This is a genomic window from Acidobacteriota bacterium, assembly GCA_016700075.1.
Lineage (GTDB): Bacteria > Acidobacteriota > Blastocatellia > Pyrinomonadales > Pyrinomonadaceae > OLB17.
Map to the genome: position 1 here is coordinate 254,958 of CP065000.1, position 20,166 is coordinate 275,123.

At 49.0% G+C, this 20,166-nt stretch carries 12 protein-coding genes; all 12 read left to right on the forward strand.

The features are described 5' to 3' along the window. Nucleotides 1-206: 206 nt before the first annotated feature. The 12 genes from IPM50_01205 (at nt 207) to IPM50_01260 (ending at nt 20,071) form a co-directional block, all read left to right on the forward strand. Nucleotides 207-1,274: a VCBS repeat-containing protein gene (locus IPM50_01205; protein ID QQS33228.1), complete on the forward strand. Its 1,068-nt coding sequence runs from the start codon at nt 207-209 to the stop codon at nt 1,272-1,274. A 539-nt stretch (nt 1,275-1,813) separates the two neighbouring features. Continuing rightward, nucleotides 1,814-6,553: an RHS repeat-associated core domain-containing protein gene (locus IPM50_01210; GenBank protein QQS33229.1), complete on the forward strand. Its 4,740-nt coding sequence runs from the start codon at nt 1,814-1,816 to the stop codon at nt 6,551-6,553. Between the two features lie 5 nt (nt 6,554-6,558). Next, entirely contained in the window at nt 6,559-7,551 is a 993-nt protein-coding gene (locus IPM50_01215) for a hypothetical protein (GenBank protein QQS33230.1), read from the forward strand. 155 nt (nt 7,552-7,706) lie between these two features. Further along, on the forward strand, nt 7,707-9,725 hold the full coding sequence (locus tag IPM50_01220) for an RHS repeat-associated core domain-containing protein (GenBank protein QQS33231.1): 2,019 nt from the start codon (nt 7,707-7,709) through the stop codon (nt 9,723-9,725). After that, the gene (locus IPM50_01225; protein ID QQS33232.1) at nt 9,726-10,142 is read left to right on the forward strand and encodes a hypothetical protein; all 417 of its coding nucleotides are present in this window, start codon (nt 9,726-9,728) and stop codon (nt 10,140-10,142) included. Nucleotides 10,143-10,181: 39 nt separating this feature from the next. Beyond that, complete coding sequence (locus tag IPM50_01230; GenBank protein ID QQS33233.1) at nt 10,182-11,753, forward strand: hypothetical protein; 1,572 nt, start codon at nt 10,182-10,184, stop codon at nt 11,751-11,753. 363 nt (nt 11,754-12,116) lie between these two features. Then, nucleotides 12,117-14,021, forward strand: a complete 1,905-nt coding sequence (locus IPM50_01235) for an RHS repeat-associated core domain-containing protein (GenBank protein ID QQS33234.1) — start codon at nt 12,117-12,119, stop codon at nt 14,019-14,021. Next, nucleotides 14,002-15,051, forward strand: a complete 1,050-nt coding sequence (locus IPM50_01240; protein ID QQS33235.1) for a WD40 repeat domain-containing protein — start codon at nt 14,002-14,004, stop codon at nt 15,049-15,051. The genes IPM50_01235 and IPM50_01240 overlap by 20 nt, the downstream gene beginning before the upstream one ends. After that, the gene (locus IPM50_01245; protein ID QQS33236.1) at nt 15,051-16,667 is read left to right on the forward strand and encodes a hypothetical protein; all 1,617 of its coding nucleotides are present in this window, start codon (nt 15,051-15,053) and stop codon (nt 16,665-16,667) included. Before IPM50_01240 ends, IPM50_01245 begins: the two co-directional genes overlap by 1 nt. 1 nt (nt 16,668) lies before the next feature. Then, nucleotides 16,669-17,244 carry a hypothetical protein gene (locus IPM50_01250; GenBank protein ID QQS33237.1) on the forward strand — a complete coding sequence of 192 codons (576 nt, stop codon included), beginning with the start codon at nt 16,669-16,671 and terminating at the stop codon, nt 17,242-17,244. A gap of 156 nt (nt 17,245-17,400) precedes the next feature. After that, on the forward strand, nt 17,401-19,449 hold the full coding sequence (locus IPM50_01255; protein QQS33238.1) for an RHS repeat-associated core domain-containing protein: 2,049 nt from the start codon (nt 17,401-17,403) through the stop codon (nt 19,447-19,449). Between the two features lie 151 nt (nt 19,450-19,600). Next, entirely contained in the window at nt 19,601-20,071 is a 471-nt protein-coding gene (locus IPM50_01260; protein QQS33239.1) for a hypothetical protein, read from the forward strand. Nucleotides 20,072-20,166: the final 95 nt, after the last annotated feature.

The following is a 20,166-nucleotide window of genomic DNA, read 5'->3' on the forward strand; positions in this document are numbered from 1 at the left end:
CTCGGCGCCTCACCGTACATCGTTCCTTCAAAAATGCTTCCATTAGAAAAAACGCTTGACAGATCGATAGGGCGCGTATGCTCCGTGTAAATCGATCAACAACGAGTTGGTTATCCCCCTTGGATCAGGACAAAAGGAGAGACCATAATGTCCCTGCCCCCGCACGGATCTTTTATCGACGTCGCAGCGTCTTGTTTGCGGCCGGAGTGTTTGCGTTCGCGTTGCTGCTGACAGCCGGCATATTTGCGAGAAACGGCTGGTTCCCTAGAACGGATGCATTGACCGGTGAGAGGACCGGTTGGTTCGGTCGAAAACTCCCGAAGAACTCACCTAGCAGTTGGGATCCATTTGCTGTTGCAAGCCCGATGCCTACGCCGCAGCTTAGCAAGGAGTATATCTACGCCGGATCCCGCCTGCTTGCGGTCGAGGACGCAAATGCCAATGCCGTCCCTCCGGCGGACCTTGCGGTATGGCGGCCGTCAAACGGGACATTCTATGTCCTCGGCGGGCCCGGTTCTCAGCAAACCTTGCAAGGCTGGGGAATGGCCGGCGACATCCCCGTCCCGGGTGACTATGACGGCGACGGCAAGACCGATTTCTGCGTATTTCGTCCGTCAAATACGACCTGGTACATTCTCCGCAGCAGTGACAGCTCTGTTGACTATATTTCGCTCGGGATGTCCACGGACCTGACGGCACAGGCGGACTTTGACGGCGACGGCAAAACCGATGCGGCCGTCTATCGCCCTTCTACTGGCGATTGGTATGTGCACAATAGCTCGACCTCTCAGGTGACGTCGCAGTCGTGGGGAACGTCATCGGACGTGCCTGTACCGGCAGACGTCACGGGTGACGGGAGGGCGGACCTTGTGGTTTGGCGAGATTCCAACGCCACATTCTATGTTTATGACATCGCCACACAGCACAACTTTTCGACCCAATTCGGCAGCAGCGGCGACAAACCGGTGCTCGGCGATTACGATGGCGACGGCAAATCGGACCTCGCCCTATTCCGTCCGTCAAACACGAACTGGTACATAAAACGCTCTTCTGACAACCAGACCGACACGATCAACTACGGCGATTCAGGCGACACACTAGTACCTAACGACTACGACGGCGATGGCAAATGCGATATCGCCATCTGGCGTGTGCTCCCGACAAAAGGCAACCCAGGAATGTGGTACATCCGCAAATCCTCGGACTCGCAAACCCGCACCGAGATATGGGGCACCCAAGACGACATCCCCGTACCGGCTTATTACAGAAGGTAAATTACGGGGTGCAGGACCTGTTCGATCCATAACTTAAACGTCGAAAGATGCAGAACGTCGAATGGAGATTGACAATGCAACAAAGATTCCTAGTTTCCACATTCATTTATAGGTTGATAACCCGTGCTCTATGTGTAGCCGTTGTTATCGTAACTGGCCTGACGGCGACATCGAATCTTGTCGCACAAAACTCTGACCCCTTAGATCCGAAACGAGGATCTGCTAACGGCGCGTCATTCTCCCTATCCGACATTGAGAACATTAATCTTACAAACGGGAACCTGTCACTTAACATGCCATTCGTTTCCCTGCCAAAGAGCCGCGGTGGACTGTCAGCGTCGCTAGGTCTAAGCTATAACAGCAAACTATACAAGCCACAGGTTGAAGAACTTGCCGACGACAGCACACAGGATCCCACCGATCAGAATGCGCTTTTCCCGAGTGAGAAGGGTGGCTGGCAGTTTGTTAGCTCCCTTTCGTTTCAACTGAAAGTTACGAATCGCTTTCAGACGACACCGCTGGCAGATTGTAGTCACGGTTTGGAAGCTTACACAAAAAATGCGTATCAGTGGAAAGTACAGGTTGCATTTCCGGACGGCAGCGAAAAGGATTTCCGACCGCTCGGCTATGGCAGCGAAGACAACGGATTCTGGAACATTTCCCCCAATGGAAAGCTTTACGACTTTGGCTGGTATCAGATCCCACCGGCGCCGCCTAACTGCTCAAACAACAGTTCTCAGGTTTCAACTTCCGGTATGGTCTATTACACGACGGATGGATCGTATATTCGTCTATTCATTGCTCATGACCAGGATGACGACGAAACGAACAATCCGTACACCGTCTATTTTCCGGATGGCAGCTATTTCCAAAGCTCTAATGGCCGTCTAACCGACCGTAACGGAAACTATCTGGAGCCGGTGAGTTTTCAGTATAACGGTAAGAATGCTAGCGGAATCGGCGACCAACTCGGTCGCAAGATCTTTTTGACCTCTGGGGACTCCCCAAACGAGCTTTTCGTTTACGGAAACGGTCCAAACGGCACACCGATCAAATGGAAGATCCGATACAAGATGACGAACGTTCGGCGACACTACAGGACAACCGGAGCAGGCAGTATTCGCGGCCGGGGCGGGGCGTCTAATCAGGTACTGCTTTCTGAGTGGGATGTAGTTGACGAGATCATTTTGCCTCCTGAATATGGAAGCCTCAAATACGAGTTCGGCTACAACGGAAGTGATGAGGAACTGCGATCTGATGAGCAATCAGACGGTTTTGGAGAGCTAAGCTACATTCGTCTGCCGTCCGGAGCAGAGGCTTTTTATGAATATTCCATCCCGGGTTGGCCCGATTCGAATACTTACCCTCCTAGCACTGATTTCGCTTTGCGAAACGCCGTCAGCAAAAAGACGGTGCGTCATTATACCGAAAATGATGGATCGTCGAACTTGGTCGAGGAAGAATGGCAATATGCTATCGGCCCGACAGGCGCGACTGTAACTTCACCCGATGGCAGCGTGATGACTCAGATTCATGGGAACACCGCCTATCAAGACGCCTATAGTGGCCTAGTAAAGTCAATTGAACGGGCAAACGGGTCAAAGGTAGAAAGGCTTTGGGGATTTTATGGCTCAGGACCAACAGGCATTAACCCATTTGTAAAAGCCGAGTTTGTTTCTATCAAGGATGCCACGGGAAACTATGTTAAAACCGCGATCAAGACGTTCACACAGGACCGTAATGGGAATCCGACGTCCGTATCCGAGTATGATTTTGTTCCCTACGGCGAAGTTCCGCGGACAAATGGTTTCCCGACAGGCCTGCCTCAGAACATCGGGGCTCCGGTCAGATCAACCTACACGGAATATTACAATGGCACTCCAGATTCCTCGGACACAACGACTCAGTCAAATTACAGCTATTGGGACTTCACAGGGCCAAGGAATCTTACCCGGAGGGTCATCGTTAAAAACGCCTCCACACAGACCGTCTCGCAAACCGAGATCACTTACGACGACCCATTGACCACGGCCAATCCTACACTGACGCGGGTTTGGGATTCGACAAAGGGTGCTGTTTCGTCGCCATTGACCGACAACAACTCCGTCAAGTCGCAGGCGACGTATAACAGCTACGGCATGCCGCTCACCACGACGGACGCTAACGGCACGGTCACTGAGATAACCTACGGGAATATAACTGCTCCGACCGGCTACGTAGCCGATCTTTACCCCACCCAGACGGTGGCGGCTTATGGGACGCCGCTCGCGAGGACATCGACGGCGACGTACGACTTTTATACGGGAGCGGTGTTGACGACGACGGACGTTGATAATGGTGTAACGAATGCGATGGTGTACGACGATCTTGGGCGGCCGACAAAAGCGATCACCGCACAAGGCACCAATCTCGAATCTTGGACCCAGACTGAATATGACGATGTCAATCGGCGTGTCATCGTCCGTTCGGACCTTGAAACGGTCGGCGACGGGAAAAAGGTCGCGACGCAGTTCTTTGATCAACTGGGCCGAGTGCGCCTGAGCAAAACGCTCGAAGACTCCGCAACCCAATCCGCCACCAACGAAACCGACGGCATCAAGGTGCAGGCTCGGTATAAGACGGTTTCCGGGTACACGTATCAACTATCGTCGAATCCATATCGGGCTGCGACTTCATCGGCGGAAACCGACGCGACGATGGGATGGACGTTGTCGACGGCGTGGAGCCATGGTCGGCGTGCTGAGACGGAGACGTTTGCGGGTGCCGGGCTGCCTACAGTCTTTGGCGGCAGTAATACGAACTCTACCGGCATCGTCCGAACCGACATCGATGCAAATACGACCACCGTCACCGACCAGGCCGGAAAACTGCGCCGTTCTGTTACAAACGGGTTAGGCCAGTTGATCCGCGTTGACGAGCCGGACGATAGCAGTAGTACGGGAAGCCTCGGTTCGATCTCTAGTCCTAATCAGGCAACAAGTTATGCTTATGACACGCTCAATAACCTGACGACGGTGACCCAGGGTGCGCAGACGAGGACGTTTACGTACAACAGTTTGTCGAGGCTGCTGACGGCGACGAATCCTGAGAGCGGGACGATTCAGTACGGCTATGATCCAAATGGGAATTTGACGACGAAAACCGATGCGAGGAGCATTACGACGACTTACGCTTATGATGCTTTGAATCGTGTGACGCAGCGGAGCTATTCGGATTCGACGCGGGCGGTGAGTTATTTTTATGACAATTTGACGAACGCAAAGGGTAAACTTACAAAAGTGAGTTCCAGCGTATCGACAACCGAATACACTGCGTTCGACATCTTAGGAAGAGTGACGGGGCACAAGCAAACAACGGATGGGCAGGAGTATGCGACGGGGTATGTGTATAACCTGTCAGGTGCGCTTGTCGAGCAGACGTATCCGAGCGGACGTGTTGTAAAGAATGTTTTAGACGCCAACGGCGATCTTTCGATGGTTCAATCAAAGAAAGACGCCTCTGCCGGGTACTGGAACTACGCCGAAAACTTCACCTACAACCCAGCCGGTGCGGTGACTTCGCTGCAATTGGGGAATGGCCAATGGCAGTCAAATCAGTATAATTCGAGAATGCAGATGACGGCCGCCTATTTGGGATTAACTCAAAATACAAGCAATCTGCTCAAACTCGATCTCGATTACGGCACGACCCAGAACAACGGAAACCTATTATCCCAAGTGATAACTGTCCCAACCGTCGGCGTCGAAAGCGGTTTTTCGGCAACGCAGAATTACACTTACGATTCGCTCAACCGTTTGAAAACTGCGAACGAAGTTATCAGCTCAACCGAAACATGGAAACAGACTTTTGTTTTTGACCGCTATGGTAATCGAAATTTCGATGAGTCAAACACAACTACTCTGCCGAAAAGCTGTATGGATGGCGGCAATCCCGTCGTCTGCACGGCTGACAGAAAGATCTTCAACCCTTCGGTCAATCAGAACAATAACCGCCTGAACACGAGCGAAGACTATTCCTATGATTCAACGGGAAATACCACGAACGATCCGCAAGGCCGACTTTTCAAATACGACGGCGAGAACAAACAATACGAAGTTAGAAATTCGTCGAACGAGACCATCGGCCAGTATTTCTTCGACGGAAACGGAAAGAGGGTAAAGAAGTTCGTCCCCTCGACCGACGAGGTAACAGTTTTCGTCTATGACGCGATGGACAAACTTATCGCAGAGTATTCCACAAATTTGAGCCCGGAACCAACCGTGGCCTACACAACATCAGACCACCTCGGAAGCCCTAGGATCAAGACCAACGAGAACGGAGCGGTGATCTCACGAAACGACTACCTCCCCTTCGGCGAAGACCTCTACACAGCCCAACGCACCCAAACCCTCGGATACTCATCTGACGATATCAGACAGAAATTCACGGGTTACGAAAGAGACGACGAAATAGACCTGGATTTCGCACAAGCGCGATATTACAACTCTGGGCATGGTAGATTCACATCGCCGGACCCATACAAGATCGTCGCCGAAATCGAGTTCGAGGAAACCGAGGAAAAGGCCAGAGCCAAATTAAATAGATATCTTGGCGTTCCTCAGCAATGGAATCGATACTCCTACACCATTAACAATCCTCTTAAGTACACGGACCCAACCGGAGAGGTCATCTATCTGTCGGGCAACGACGCGGACGTAAAGAAAGCACACGAGAGATTAAAAAACTTGCTTGGAGACGAGCGATACAATCTAATCAAGCAAAGCTCTGATGGTAGAATTCTGTACTTAAACGAAGGAGATGTTTGCGGCAGTAATTGCTCCAAGTTTGCGAGTATTGGAGACACTCCATTAAACAAAGAATTCAGTAGGAAATTCGCCGCTATCCTGTCAAGTCCGGAGAAGGTGCGGTTCCGAATTGCCCTTGAAGTTTCCTACTTCAAAGTCGATCAAAAAGGCAACAAGACACAAGCCTTACGAGATGTAAGAAAAGAGTCAGGTGGAGGGGTAACGATTCCCGCAAATGAAAGTATTAGTGGTGACATAGAAATCTGGGTCGCTCCAGATGCAGCGTCCACCGCAAACAGATTAGCTCCTTTCGGAAAACCGCATTTAACGAACGACGGACGTCGCCTCAATTTCCAGGATAACAGTGTGGTTGATGGTCACGAATTTGGTCATGGGTACGACGAACTCTTCGGCCAGACCGGAAACTCGATAAGGTTTGAAAATGCAGTAAGGGAAAGATTTCCTGGACAACAGAGAAGAAAATCGGAGAAGTGATGAAAATGAGAGAGCTTCTATTATTTGCCGCACTCGTTCCAGTAATTCTAGGGTGTTTTCCAGTTCGACAGTCGCATACTGAACTGACACCCCCTGAAGATTGGAAAGTTGTTACCGAAGATCATTTAGGTCATTCAATTCCTTTCAATCTGGTCAAGTTTTTTAATAGAGACATGGGTATTGCGGTTAGGGGACTTACCATTCAGAAAACCGACGATGGAGGGATTTCCTGGAATGAAGTATATTACCAGGAAAAAAATGGGGTCTATGCTGGGGTTTTCACAAGTGAAAACGACGGATGGGTAGTTGGCACTGAAGATTTAGCGGCCCCGCTTGTTTTAAGAACCACCGACAAGGGATCGAGTTGGAGAAAGTTTAGTTTTGAAGAGAAATCCTTACGGAAATTAAATGGTAAATTCACATATTTTCGTGATTTATGCATCGGCAACGCGGATGAGATTTGGCTGGCGGGAGATGGAGGAGTCGTTCAGGCGAGGGTTTACGGACAGAGATTGGTATTAGACAGTTTTTTCCGAAACAAGCAAAGCATAGATAGCGTTTCGTGTAGCGACTCCGGCGAAGTATGGGCCATCGGAAATAGTAATGTCGTTTATCACTACCAAAAAGATTGGGCGGAAATCGTTCTGAGCGAGAGGTACCGATTTAACAGGGTAAAGTCAGTTGGTAACGATGTTTGGTTAATTGGTAAGGACAGTTCTGAAAACGGTGTGTTGTTGATGAGCCACGATAGTGGACGATCATGGCGAAATCGAACTCCCGAGGCAGGGAAAGCTCTAAATGATTTGCTTATCAGCGATGAGACTGCTTGGCTAGTCGGGGCAGAGGGAAGTATTTATAACTCCACCGACGGGGGTACAAGCTGGGTGAAATCAAAAAGTCCGACAACTTTGAATTTATTGCGTATTCTTTCACTCGACGGAAACAACATTTGGATCAGTGGCGACCAAGCTATCATCCTGAAGAATTTAGAGCAATAGCTTCACCGGCTGTGGACGGGATGAGGAAGAATTAGGGTCCGGCCTTTGAGACTGCATTTCTTTAGCCAATTCCACTAGTCGTCCAAACACAAGTAAACAAAGTTTCGCCAAGCGTCTCGACAACCGAATACACTGCGTTCGACATCTTAGGAAGAGTGACCGGACATAAACAGACGACGGATGGGCAGGAGTATGCGACGGGGTATGTGTACAACCTGTCAGGTGCGCTTGTCGAGCAGACGTATCCGAGCGGACGTGTTGTAAAGAATGTTTTAGACGCCAACGGCGATCTTTCGATGGTTCAATCAAAGAAAGGCGCTTCTGCCGGGTACTGGAACTACGCCCAAAACTTCACCTACAACGCCGCCGGGGCGGTGACGAGTATGCAGCTCGGGAATGGCAAATGGGAATCGACGCAGTTCAACTCACGACTGCAACCGACGCAGATCGCTCTGGGAGCGACGCCAAACGCTACGAACCTTCTCAAGCTCGATTACAGTTACGGCGCGACCGCGAACAACGGCAATGTTCTTAGCCAGACGATAACCGTTCCGACGGTTGGTGTGAATACTGGCTTTACGGCGGTGCAGAGTTATCAATATGATTCGCTCAACCGGTTGCAGGACGCGACTGAGAATGTCACGCCCCACGGCGGTTCGCAGACGCAGTCGTGGCGGCAGGCGTTCACGTTTGACCGTTACGGCAACCGGAACTTTGACGAGGCGAATACCACGACCTTGCCGAAAGAATGCAACGGCAACACGGAGGTTTGCGAGGCGATCCGGCCGATTGTCAACCCATCGGCAAACACGGCGAACAATCGTCTGAACGGCTACACCTTTGACGCCGCCGGCAACATCACCGTCGATGCCGAAAACAGAACGTTCATCTACGACGCGGAAAACAAACAAACCGAAGTCCGCGATTCGCAGAATACCGTGATCGGCCAATACCGCTACGACGGCGACGGAAAACGTGTCAAAAAGATCGTCCCAGCAACGGGCGAAGTAACCGTCTTCGTCTACGACGCGAGCGGAAAATCCATCGCCGAATACTCAACCGTCATCGAATCCGTCGAAACCGCCAAAGTCGCGTACCTAACCGCCGACCACCTCGGCTCACCCCGCATCAACACCGACCGCGACGGCAACGTCACCTCCCGCCGCGACTTTCACCCCTTCGGCGAACAGATCTACACATCTCAACGCACGACTGGACTCGGTTACGACAGCGACAGCGTGAGAAAACAATTCACGGGCTATGAACTGGACACCGAAACGGATCTAGATTTTGCTCAAGCCAGATATTTTTCTCACAATCATGGACGCTTCATGAGTTCAGATGATTTCACCAATGACACTCGAACCTCAAATCCTCAAAGCTGGAATCTTTATGTCTATGTCCGAAACAACCCGCTTAATTTTACTGACCCGACCGGAATGTATGTTTGGGGCGAAAGCTTAGGAGGAAGTCAAACTGATGAAGAGCTAAATAGAACGAGAGATGGCAGAGGAATTGTAGAAAGGCGAAACCAAATCATTAACACCCTAACGACTTTGCAAGCTCTAACTGCTGAAACTGCACGAGCGCGCGGCTTAACAGACGCTCAGTTTGCAGATATTCAAAGAGCCGTCAGTTCCTATGGTGCGGTAAATGTCAACAATGGTGTTACGGTTGAGTTTGGAAACATTCCCGGAAATGCTGTTGCTCAAGTGAGTGCAGGAAGAGATGCTCGGGGAAATGTCCGGTTTTTCAACGAAGTTACCAACGCCGAGGGAGCAATTACTGGAGTGCAGGCGAATGTAGTGGTTACGTTTGAAAGTATAAGTGCAGATAACATCGTTCACGAAGGAAGCCATATTGCCGACCGGCAAGCTCTCGCTACCGAATTTTTTAGGGAAGCCTATACAAATGGTAACGCTGACTACGACGCCGCAACGTCAGTTTTAAATCTAACTCAATACGAAACCGAAAACAGGGCTTATACAACAGAATCGAATTATGTTCGGTATAGACAAGGTGAAACTGACATTTGGGGGCCAGGGTGGTCTAATGACAGAAGGCAAACGGCGATCGACAACAAAATTCGAGATGGATATAGAGACTCTCAAAATCGGCGGGTTACACCGCAGAACCAAGGGGACAGGATCTTTAGATGGCAGAGGAGGCAATAAATGAGGACATTTTTTTTGATGAGTCTAACTACTTTACTACTGAGTTCTTTAGCCTTTTCTCAGGAGAAGGACATTCCTCAAATCGTGCGTATGGCCTTACCGAGCTATCCGACGCCGGCGATAATTCTTGGAGTTGAAGAAGTTATTGAGGTTACGTTGCAAATAGAGAAAAGTGGAAAAGTTATTTCAATCGAATCCAACGCAAAACGTCCCTTTTTTCACACTGTCATTAAAGAGGCATTCAATGAATGGGAGTTTGAGGAATCCGACCAAGAACGTAGAGATTTAATCATTAGAATTGCGTTCAGACTCTTACCTTATGAGTCGAAAAGTAGCATAACTTCGAGTTTCAAATTGCCCGATACGATTGAGATATTCGCAAAGAAGGTCAAGATAATTGATAGGCCCAGCTATTGACCCTTTTGTGTTACTGATAGCAAGTTCCGACGTCTTTGTTTGACGATCATGGTGCAAAATTACGCCTACGATTCCCTGAACCGTCTGAAATCCGCCGAAGAGACGATTGCGAGCGCGACAAGTTGGAAACAGACATACACGTTCGATCGTTACGGAAACCGACGATTTGACTTCACCGGTGGCAATACCACATTCCCCGACCCAAATTGCCCCGAAGCGATCTGCAATCCAATGATCTCGACGAGCAACAATCGCCTGACCTCGACCGGCTGGCAATACGACAACGCCGGAAACACGATAAACGATCCGGAAGGCCGCACGTTCATCTACGACGGCGAGAACAAGCAAAAAGAAGTTCGAGACCAATACAACACCGTGATCGGCCAGTATTTTTTTGATGGTGACGGCAAGCGTGTGAAAAAAGTCGTCCCCGGCACGGGCGAAGTTACCGTCTTCGTCTATGACACCAGCGGAAGATCTATCGCGGAATACTCAACCGTCGTCGAATCCGTCGAAAACGCTAAGGTCGCCTATCTCACAAATGATCATTTGGGCAGTCCAAGAATAAACACCGACCGCGACGGAAACGTTACCGCCCGGCACGACTATCACCCGTTCGGCGAGCAAATCTACACCGCACAACGCACAACAGCACTAAGCTACGACGCCGACACCGTAAGAAAACAATTTACGGGATATGAAAAAGACGACGAATCAAACTTAAACTTTGCCAAAGCACGTTATCAAAATAGCAATCTCGGAAGGTTTACTAGTCCTGATCCTTTGATGGCGTCAGCGAGGCGCGTGAATCCTCAGACTTTTAATCGTTACAGTTACGTTGTTAACAATCCGCTGAATTTTGTAGATCCATTAGGACTACAGGATTGTCCGGCAGGAACAACCTGTACAAGTCCTTGTAAACGAGGCGAGGCCGGTTGCTTTACTGACCTTAGCGCTGAGATTGCAGTCGTAGAGGTCCGAGATGAAACGCCCTCCCAAATTATTGAAACATCAACGGCTGTTTTGGGCACTACGGTTGCGCTCAGACCGATTCTTTCGATTCTTTCTGAGTCGATACCGAGAATTTCTGCGGGGGCCATAATGGGTTCGATTGCCGCACCGCTCGTTGTTCCGGGTATTATTCTCGGCACACCCACCACAGCGAATCCGACAGATTGTCCATCGAATGTCTGTCCAGCGGGAACGGGTCAGCCGATTCCGCTCACGGGCGCCCCCGCAGTTCCCGATGCAAGGACGGATACAATGCCGCCGCCTCCGAATCTAAGCGGTCCATTGGTAGTATTTCACGGAACGGATGTTAACAGTGCCACCAATATTATAACGGGCGGGCTGAACGTGCAAAATGCCATTAATCTTGGTGGAGGGGATGTTTTTTGGACCACTACAAACCTGGGAACGGCTCGGATTTTTGCTGAGGCCAATCCTTCGGGAGGAACACCGGCGGTTATTCAGCTGACACTTCCAAGACAAGCGGCCGACGCGATGATTGGGGCAGGGACGTTAAGGGTTGGAGAAGGAGGCACATATATGTTTCAACGCCCTTCCTGGCCTCAAGTTAATTCAACGGGGGTATTCACAAGAGTTCAATGACTAGTCAAATCAAGTTTCCAAGACAGAAAGACGACGGCTCGTTTTCCGTTGTAGCGGTGTTTTCTTTGAAGAGCTCAAGTAGTGACTTATTGGGCCGCATTAGGGATTGGTTTACTGAATGGGTCGAAGCCAATCGTGTATGGGTTTGGACTTACGACGATGGTGAACTATATAGATACCCCTTTTTTGATGAGTTTGATTCTGTTCCGACGCCTATGTACTGTCACGAAAACGAATTGACAGTTAGACTGGATGGAAAGTCCGCTAAAAGCAAGTTTTGGAAAGACTGGCTTGCATTAAAGATCGTTCCTGATTTAACACGAGAGTTTTCGGAAATCCAATGTCTCTTAAAAGTTGTTGATTATGACGGAAACGAATGACAACGAAGTTTGCGATCGAAGGAGTTTACAACTGGTAGAGCAGACATACCTAAGCGTCCTTATTGTGACAAGCGTACTGGGCGGCAACCGTGATCTGAGAATTATTCAGAGCAAAAAGAACGAAGATTCGGGCTATTGGGATTATGCGAAGCATTTCACCTACAACGCCGCTGGTGCGGTGACGTCGCTGCAATTGGGGAATGGCCAGTGGCAATCGAATCAGTTCAACTCGAGAATGCAGATGACGGCCGCCTATTTGGGATCAACTCAGAATGGAAGCAATCTGCTCAAACTTGATTTCGATTACGGCTCATCGCAGAATAACGGGAATCTTTTATCTCAGGTGATAACGGTTCCCACTGTCGGCGTCGAAAGCGGTTTTTCGGCAACGCAGAATTACACTTACGATTCGCTCAACCGATTAAAAACTGCGAACGAAGTTATCGGCTCGACCGAAACGTGGAAACAGAGTTTCGTATTCGACAGATACGGCAATCGAAACTTTGATGAGGCAAATACAACTACTTTGCCAAAAAGCTGCTTGGACGGCGGTAATCCCGTTGTCTGCACGGCTGACAGAAAGATATTCAACCCTTCGGTCAATCAGAACAATAACCGCCTGAACACGAGCGAAGACTATTCCTGTGATCCGAGCGGAAACACCACGAACGATCCGCAAGGCAGAGTCTTCAAATACGACGGCGAGAATAAGCAATACGAAGTTAGAAATTCATCGAATGAGACCATCGGCCAATATTTCTTTGACGGAAACGGCAAGCGAGTAAAGAAGGTCGTCCCTTCGACAGAGGAAGTCACGGTGTTCGTCTATGACGCGATGGACAAACTTGTCGCGGAGTATTCAACCCAAGTCGAATCCGTAGAAAATGCGAAGGTTGCCTATCTGACAAACGACCACCTCGGCTCCCCACGCATCAACACCGACCGCGACGGCAACGTCACATCAAGACGCGACTTCCACCCATTCGGCGAGGAAATCCACACCGCCCAACGCACGACAGCCCTAGCCTACGACGCCGACACGGTAAGAAAACAGTTCACCGGTTACGAACGCGACACCGAAACCGACCTAGATTTCGCACAGGCTCGAATGCACAGCTACAATCTCGGGCGGTTTTCAAGCCCGGACCCATTGATGGCGAGTGCAGTCGTCAGCGATCCACAGACTTGGAATCGATATTCTTATGCTTTCAACAATCCATTGAAACTGAACGACCCGACGGGACTGAAACCAGAATTTGTTTGGCGAGAATTCGACAAACTGACAGCTGAAGAGCAACGTATTTTTAACAAATCGAAAATTGTGGTCGATAAAGGTAAGGCTCCAATTGAAGGTAAGGAACTATATGAGAGGCTCAAAACTGTAGACGGAGGAAAGCAGCTAGCTGGAATTCTAAACATGACGGCTGCCCTCTCTAACATAACATTTGGTGATGGTAGAAGCGCGATCAGTTACGTGCGGGATTTAACGGGATATAAGAAGGGCGAGAGAATCTACGCAAATGTAGATGCCGAACTAAAGACACAAATGGATAGTATTAGTAGCGAGAAAGCGTCAGATAAGCGATTCATCGGCCCAAGAGGTCAAGATGTTGAGCATAAGAACGATGAGACGGGCGTTGTTTACGATGTGACTTATCGGGAGAACGAGGATAGGGGACAGATTCAGTTATCATTTGCCATCAGTGAGAAGTTTGGTGCTTTGGATATGGACGCTGATGAAAGAGGAAAGGATTGTATAGGTTGCAACAATGCCGCGAATGTTTTAAGAGCGATTAATGGAGCTAACCCGGTCAATATCTATAATGCTTTCATCAGTCGTCCGAGTGGAAAGACAATTCAACCTAGCTATGGAATTAAGAAAAAATAAAACAGCCACAATGCTCGCTATATTTTTAGTTTTGATCGCGTCGATTACGGGATTTGCCCAAGGCCGTGATTTACGACTGCAGCACGGAAACGGCTATGTCAATTCGTTATGGTTTACCCCTGACGGCAGTCAACTGTTTTCATCGAGTCTAGATGGAACAATTGCTATCTGGGATATACGTTCGGGCAAACGGATAAGATTTTTGGATCTTGACGAAAAGCAGGATAGGGATATGTACACGATTTCCCATATATATCAGATGGAGGTCTCACCGAGAGCGGATGTACTCGCGGTTTCGATTGATCAAACGAGCGTTGTAAAGGGCGTTGCGCAGGACGATCGGGTGGATCGGACAGCTTTACTTGATGCTGCAAATTTTCAGACGAAAGCCCTACTCGAGCATTCACGGAGCGAAATGGCCTTTTCCCCCGATGGAAGGACCTTGGTTACGATAGGGCTCGAAAAAATTGCACGGATTTGGAGAACTGACGACGGTAAGGAAATCCGTCAATTTCCGATCCGAAATATCGGAAAACCCATATTTACTCCTGACGGAAATAAGCTAATAGTCGCCGCACAGATAGGGTGGGCTTCAACGGGTCCGATGGTTTCGGTCTATGATCTCCATTCCGGAGAGGTAGTTTATGAGATTCCGGTGCGTTTTGGACAGATTGTCGGCTTAGCGGTTTCACCTGACGGCGCGTCGATAGCAATTGGCGGTTACAACGGTGGAGATTTCAGCCTGAAGCTATGGAGTACGAGCACCAGGAACGAACAGAAGCCGCGCGAACTTCTATCAAAAAACTCTGGAATGAGCTACAACGTTGCCTACTCCCCTGATGGAAAATTGCTCGCATCATCGGGTTTGCTCAATTGCTGTGAAACAGTTGTCATTAGACGAGTATCAGACAACAAGATTGTGAAGAAATTTAATGCGACCACCGAGATAAGATCAATAGCGTTTTCTCAAGATGGGACACGACTAGCTTACGGCACTAGCAATGGTGAGATTTTCGTTCAGAACCTCTAGTGGAAAGGAATGGGTTCTGGCATGCGATATTGCGATTTCTCGAGAACAATTGGGACCGGGGCTTCGTAACGATTCCGACGGTCGGGGTTGATACAGGATTCACGGCGGTGCAGAACTATCAAGATGATTCGCTCAACCGGTTGCAGGACGCGACTGAGAATGTCACGCCTCACGGCGGTTCGCAGTCGCAATCGTGGCGGCAGGCGTTTACGTTTGATCGGTACGGAAATCGGAATTTTAATGAGAGCCTGACGACGACTTTGCCGAAAGAATGCAACGGCAATACCGAGGTCTGCGAGGCCATACGACCGATCGTGAATCCTTCGGTGAACACGGCGAACAATCGTTTAAACGGCTACACCTTTGACGCCGCCGGCAACACCACCGTCGATGCCGATAACAGAACGTTCATCTACGACGCAGAAAACAAACAGACCGAAGTCCGCGATTCGCAGAATACCGTGATCGGCCAATACCGCTACGACGGCGATGGTAAACGCGTCAAGAAGATCGTCCCCGCAACCGGCGAGGTAACCGTCTTCGTCCACGACGCAAGCGGAAGATCAATCGCCGAATACTCAACCGTCGTCGAATCCGTCGAAACCGCCAAAGTCGCGTACCTAACCGCCGACCACCTCGGCTCCCCACGCATCAACACCGACCGCGACGGCAACGTCACATCAAGACGCGACTTCCACCCATTCGGCGAACAAATCTACACCGCCGAGCGCACAACCGGTCTAGCCTACGACGCCGACACCATCCGCAAACAATTCACCGGCTATGAACGAGATATGGAGAGCGGGTTGGATTTTGCTCAGGCGAGAATGTATTCATATCCACATGGCAGGTTCAGCTCGTGTGATCCCGTCATATATTCACAGGGACATAAGACAAATCCGCAACGTTGGAATGCTTACATCTACATACTAAATGATCCATTAGCGACGGTGGACCCAAATGGAAAAAACCCCAAGAAGAAAAAGGTGATCGATGTTTTCATCTCATACACGGATAAGGCTTCCAAAGAATGGCGGACGCTGCAGAAACGGGCTTTGCGAGGGGGTGTTCAAATCAATATTTTCGAGGGCAACAAAGCCACGGCTGAGAATTTTAGAAAATCAATTTCGACAGAAGGGCGAACCACGATTTTTGTCGGTCATTCCCTAACTGATCCGGATACATATGCAAAACATATGAAGGGCGGTTCAATGCGGGACAAAGGAGTTGGCATTGAGTTCAATGACGGAGCGATTTACGGATCGGGCGTCGCTGGAACGACCATTTCGGACAGCAAAACAGAGGCGTCGACAGTTGCTGTATTCTCGTGTGATAGTTCACAATTGCGTCAGAATTGGACATCGGAAAACGGAACAAATTTACTTTACGTCGACGGCGGGGCCGATGGTTCCAGCGCTCTGAATACCCTTAATGAAGCTGCTCTTAGTGTGGTTGAGAGCCTTACAAAAAGCGACGATCTTAAGGCAGCAATACAGGCCGGGCAAAATGTTTTTGAAAATAATCAAGACGTAAACTGTAATTATGGGGCCACTTCGGGTAAATGCAACCTAGGTGATCTTGTGAAGTCTGAAAAACTGAAGTCGAAGGAGAAATAATATGGCTAAGTTCTTTCCCTTATTAGCTTTATTTGTTGTATGTTTAGTTTCTTCATTTGAGCAGTGCGGCGGAACTAGGACGATATCGACCAATTCAAACAAAGCAATGGCCGAACACAGGCAAAACCAGACCGAGAATCCACAGGATGACCCTTATATTCGAAAGGACGGGTGGAAGCTTCCCGATCTCAAAAGCCGGCCGATCATGCGGAAAGCTAACGTTGATCTTAAGGATAGCCGAGGAAATGCGGTGTCCGCTACCGTGGTCGAATATGGACCGAATGACCTTGTTACAGATGAACCGTTTAGAGACATTGATGCCACTTTTGGACAAATTAAAATACAGAGTGTAAGTCGATATAGCGTAGGTGAGAGGGTATTCGCTTATTGGTGTGTAGCTCACAGTGTAGGAGTGAACAATAGGAGAACAAAATCCGCCAAGTCTATAGGGATATCGTTTGTTTTCGCTTTTTTTGACAAGGACGGAGACGGCAAGTTCGAAACTATTTTAAAAAGTCCTCAAACTCAACTCTTCGTCCCAAGTTGGGCGATAGACTTTAAAGAAGCAGGTATTTGAATATGCCGGTGGTTTATTGCAGAGTGAGATAAAGATCTACACGTGAAACCACGCTAACGCCATAGTTTTGTTAGATAAAGACGGACAAAGGGACACCCGGGGTCGTATTAGATTTTGGGGCATGGCGAAGACGGGTGATGAGACGCACTGAACCGCGTGACGCAGCGGAGTTATTCGGATTCGACGCCGGCGGTGAGCTATTTTTATGACAATTTGACGAACGCTAAAGGCAGGCTTACAAAAGTGAGTTCCAGCGTATCGACAACCGAATACACGTCGTTCGACATCTTAGGGAAAGTGACTGGGCATAAACAGACGACGGATGGGCAGGAGTATGCGACGGGGTATGTGTATAACCTGTCGGGTGCAATGGTCGAGCAGGTTTACCCGAGCGGGCGTGTGGTGAAGAATGTCATCGACGGCAACGGCGATCTTTCGATGGTTCAGTCAAAGAAGAATTCCGCCGCCGGATATTGGAACTACGCAGAGAATTTCACCTACAACCCCGCCGGTGCGGTAACGTCGATGCAACTCGGCAACGGCCGCTGGGAATCGACGCAGTTTAACTCAAGACTGCAACCGATGCAGATCGCCCTCGGCTCAACGAACGAAGCGACGAATTTGCTGAAACTCGACTACAGCTACGGCACGACGAACAACAACGGCAATGTTCTTAGCCAGACGATAACCGTTCCAACAGTCGGCGTCGAAAGCGGTTTTTCGGCAATGCAGAATTACACTTACGATTCGCTCAACCGTTTGAAAACTGCGAACGAAGTTATCAGCTCGACGGAAACTTGGAAACAAACTTTTATCTTCGACAGATACGGCAATCGAAATTTCGATGAGTCAAACACAACCACTCTGCCAAAAAGCTGCATGGACGGCGGTAATCCCGTTGTCTGCACGGCTGATAGAAAGATATTCAATCCGTCAGTAAATCAAAACAACAACCGGCTAAACACGAGCGAAGATTATACTTACGATTCGGGTGGAAATACCACAAACGATCCGCAAGGCCGACTTTTCAAATACGACGGAGAGAATAAGCAATACGAAGTTAGAAATTCATCGAATGAGACCATCGGCCAATATTTCTTTGACGGAAACGGCAAGCGAGTAAAGAAGGTCGTCCCTTCGACAGAGGAAGTCACGGTGTTCGTCTATGACGCGATGGACAAACTTGTCGCGGAGTATTCAACCCAAGTCGAATCCGTAGAAAATGCGAAGGTTGCCTATCTGACAAACGACCACCTCGGCAGCCCTCGGATCAAGACCGACAAAAACGGAGCCGTGATCTCAAGGAACGACTATCTCCCATACGGCGAAGACCTCTACACAGCCGAACGAACCCAAACCCTCGGATACTCATCCGACGATATCCGACAAAAATTCACGGGCTACGAGAGAGACGATGAAATAGACCTCGATTTCGCACAAGCGCGATATTGCAACTCTGGGCATGGTAGATTCACATCGCCTGATCCGATTTTGGAAAGCGCTGTAAGAGCCGAACCTCAAAGTTGGAATCGCTATGTTTACGTCTTAAACAATCCTTTTCGTTACATCGATCCAACGGGTGAGAATTATGAGGATCTTACCGATAAACAAAAGAAACTGATAGACGATTGGGCAAAACAGCAAAATGAAGCGAATAAAACGGAGATTACTGCCCAAAAAATGTATGACGCACTCGGGGAAGATCAGCGGGCCGCATTCGAGTCAGTTGCGAATGCCCTTGAGAATACGACGTTGATTGGAAAGGATGGTTCTAAGACCAATGGTCTCGATTTGATTAAATCGATTTCATTCATCCTTGGCGAGAAACCAAGCAATAATGATGATGCCCCATCGTTCCGAATATACGCGGAATTAACAGAAAATGCGAGGGAGATTGTTAGCGGTGCTACAAACTTCAAGGGATCAAATGGTCATCCGCCTGGTTTCCCGGACGGTTGGCAACAGAGCGGCGGATCACCAGGCCTCCAAATTTCAATGTCAAAAGACGGAAAGCGCGGTGATATCGACGTTGATTATCAGTCGAAAAACCTATTCGTGGTTGCCTTTACGCTATGCCAGCTCCACTGTAAGGAATCTAACTCAGACGTCCGACACAAGAACCACTTCGACAAGCATAACAAACGGTACGGGTCAGGACCCGCTGGTGCGTTGAAGCGGCGTTACGATCCAAAGAAGCGAAAATAAGGAGGTTACAATTGTGCGAAAGTTGGTTTTGGTTTCGATAGTGGTCTTATTTCTCGGTGCAACGACATCCACACGGGCCCAAAGTTCTTCGAGTGACAACCTATCATTTGTCGTGTTGGACTTTTACGAAGCTTGGCTAGGAACTCGTAATGTGTCAAAAGCGAGTTCCTTCATTTCGAGTCGTCCGATATTACCATCCTGCATGACTCCGCCGGGAAAGGGGATGATTTCAGGTAACGAAGCTCATACTTTAATTAAGAAGATGCTTACCGTGACATTGAAAAAGGTTGAAAACGGAGCAAAGGTTAGAGATATAATTACGGGTGAGAAAGCTAGTTTGATTTCTGATGATGTCGCTGAACCGATCAAACATGTAAACGACTCATTATTTTCCATGTTCTTATTGAAAGGATTTGACGATATCTCTGACAATGGCTTTGTATGTAAGTTTGAGGAGGATTCAGCTTTTCTTGCCGCCGTTTCTTCCGCTGATGTTCGTTATGTCTACTCAAGAATGAATTTCAGGAAGGAATTCCAGCCATTCACACTTCTAACCGTATGGAAAAAGGAAAATGAAAAGTGGAAGATATTAACGATCTCCGTTGCAACTGATGACGATTAACCAAGATAAGGATTTTATCGATATGACTAGCCCCTGTCAGTCTAGGATGTGCTGGCGGGCATAGCAAACAACCGACGGACAGGATTACACAACGG

Excerpts from the sequence above, each read along its gene's own strand:
- IPM50_01235 (QQS33234.1), top strand. The coding sequence starts at position 12,117 with ATGACGGAAACGAATGACAACGAAGTTTGCGATCGAAGGAGTTTACAA.
- IPM50_01225 (QQS33232.1), top strand. The coding sequence starts at position 9,726 with ATGAGGACATTTTTTTTGATGAGTCTAACTACTTTACTACTGAGTTCT.
- IPM50_01240 (QQS33235.1), top strand. The coding sequence starts at position 14,002 with ATGGAATTAAGAAAAAATAAAACAGCCACAATGCTCGCTATATTTTTA.
- IPM50_01250 (QQS33237.1), top strand. The coding sequence starts at position 16,669 with ATGGCTAAGTTCTTTCCCTTATTAGCTTTATTTGTTGTATGTTTAGTT.
- IPM50_01215 (QQS33230.1), top strand. The coding sequence starts at position 6,559 with ATGAGAGAGCTTCTATTATTTGCCGCACTCGTTCCAGTAATTCTAGGG.